Source organism: Acetomicrobium mobile (assembly GCF_937920065.1).
Genome location: NZ_CALETC010000037.1, coordinates 1 through 1,815 on the forward strand (window position 1 = coordinate 1; position 1,815 = coordinate 1,815).

Genomic DNA, 1,815 nt, shown 5'->3' on the forward strand with positions numbered 1-1,815 from the left:
AACGCGTGGGTATCTAACAGCAGTCGCATTTTTCAAATTCATTAAGGATATCTTCAGGAAGCGGCGCATCAAAGTCGTCAGCGATGACCAGCTTCCCCTTTGCACTTCCGGGGATTCGCTGTGCTGTCTGTCTTTCTATCGGCACCAGTCGGGCGACAGGTTTACCTGCCCTTGCAACTGGGGTCACATCTTTAGTTTTGAATTTTGGCATTTACAAAAACCTCCGTTACACCTTTAAAGGTATTCAGCCGGGACATTCAAGATTAAAGATCCGACCCCATTCATTACACAATATCTTCTTTAAAAAGAAGGTTTAACAGTTCAACTTCATCAAATTTTGCAAACATGCTCAAAATGTCCGTATCGAAGATGATCATCCTAAAATCCTCTTTACTTCTTCGTCGATCTCATCCCTCGATATGGTCGGAACAGTAACTTTGATGCCCCTGCTTTTTAGCAGTTCCCGAAAATCCTCTATGTTTAAGCCACAGATCTCAGCTGCTCTGGAGAGAGAAACCTCTCCTCTTTTGTACAATTCGACAGCTACATCCATCTTAAGCTCTGGCTTTTCTCGAATTAAGGCACGCAATGCATCTTCTATTAACTCTCTTTTGCCAGGGTATCTCCCCAGCTCAAGTAATATCTCTTCGATTTTATCCAATATCATTTCCATTGCCCTCACCTCTTTTCAAATCCATTATACAGTTACTCTAATAACATCCTTATATACTGCCTGACTTATTTTTATCATAGCAAAGCCAAAAGTTTCGACATAACTTCGCCCATGCAATAAGGAAAACTTTGGGGTCTACCAAAATAAGATTACCCCGCTAACCTAAAATTCAAGGTTAAAGACCTGACTACGTTGTTCTTAAACTGCACGCAGAGGCCTTACTTCCCGCTCGATACGTTCCCCGAGCGTGTCAAGGGCAACTTGAAGGTCATAATCCTTTTGCAGGCCGAGCCAAAACTGAGGCGACGTTCCGAAAAAGCGTGCAAGGCGCAATGCGGTATCCGCCGTTATGCTACGTTTTCCTTGCACGATCTCGTTGATGTGACGAGCATCAACTCCTATCTCGATCGCCAATCTGTTCTGACTCAAGCCTAACGGTTTTAGGAACTCTTCAAGCAATATTTCTCCCGGGTGTACGGGACGCAATTTATCAGTCATAATATTAATTACCCCTTTTCAACAAACATTCAGTGATAATCGACAATTTCGACATTATAGACGTCGTTTCCCATCCATTCGAAACACACGCGATACTGTTCATTGATACGAATGCTCCATTGTTTGCTTCTGTCGCCGCTAAGTTTCTCCAGCCTATTCGCTGGAGGGATTCGTAAATCTTTAATAGTTGAAGAAGAACTCCAGGATCCGGGTATGACTTATGCTCAAATACGAAGCAAAGCTGTCCTTTAGTATCAGCTATTTTACATTCTACAGCTGTGTCCATGTAATATTTGTTGTAGCCTTTGACCTTTTCGGTGGGGATTGGCTTCATGCCATTTAGGTCTATTTGGCTTGAAAGCTCTTTTGGTAGAAATTCCTTTATAAACTGTCTATTGTATCGTAGGCCTTCATAGGAAGCAGACATTTGCAATGGCAAACCCCAGTGTCAGTGTTGCCCCTTGACGATCAAAAGTAATATGGCTACAATGTTACCACAAACAGGAGGTGTTTGGATTGAGGCGCACTTGCGATTCGTCGATTCGGGTAAGAATAGACAGCGATACAAAAGAAAGAGCATCAAAAGCGCTAAATAGGATGGGCCTTTCAGTCTCTGATGCCGTTCGAATGCTCTTGGTTCGAAT

At 42.9% G+C, this 1,815-nt stretch carries 5 protein-coding genes and 1 pseudogene; 1 reads left to right on the top strand and 5 read right to left on the bottom strand.

The genetic code is table 11. From position 1 onward, the window contains the following. Positions 1–13: 13 nt before the first annotated feature. From Q7P41_RS01635 to Q7P41_RS12675, 5 genes and pseudogenes are all read right to left on the bottom strand, one after another. Positions 14–211 (bottom strand): type II toxin-antitoxin system Phd/YefM family antitoxin, encoded by a 198-nt coding sequence (locus Q7P41_RS01635; RefSeq protein WP_303881646.1) that lies wholly within the window; start codon positions 209–211, stop codon positions 14–16. A gap of 162 nt (positions 212–373) precedes the next feature. Next, complete coding sequence (locus Q7P41_RS01640; RefSeq protein ID WP_303881647.1) at positions 374–673, bottom strand: UPF0175 family protein; 300 nt, start codon at positions 671–673, stop codon at positions 374–376. 198 nt (positions 674–871) lie between these two features. Further along, positions 872–1,171 (bottom strand): HigA family addiction module antitoxin, encoded by a 300-nt coding sequence (locus tag Q7P41_RS01645; RefSeq protein WP_303881648.1) that lies wholly within the window; start codon positions 1,169–1,171, stop codon positions 872–874. A 29-nt stretch (positions 1,172–1,200) separates the two neighbouring features. After that, a complete protein-coding gene (locus Q7P41_RS12670) occupies positions 1,201–1,386 on the bottom strand; it encodes a type II toxin-antitoxin system RelE/ParE family toxin (protein WP_369693123.1) in 186 nt (61 codons plus the stop codon). Positions 1,387–1,409: 23 nt separating this feature from the next. Continuing rightward, positions 1,410–1,598 (bottom strand): annotated as a pseudogene (locus Q7P41_RS12675) (hypothetical protein); the annotation flags it as partial. Positions 1,599–1,678: 80 nt separating this feature from the next. On the opposite strand from Q7P41_RS12675, the gene Q7P41_RS01655 reads away from it, so the two are divergent. After that, a partial coding sequence (locus tag Q7P41_RS01655) for a type II toxin-antitoxin system RelB/DinJ family antitoxin (RefSeq protein WP_303881650.1) occupies positions 1,679–1,815 on the top strand: 137 nt, incomplete at its 3' end.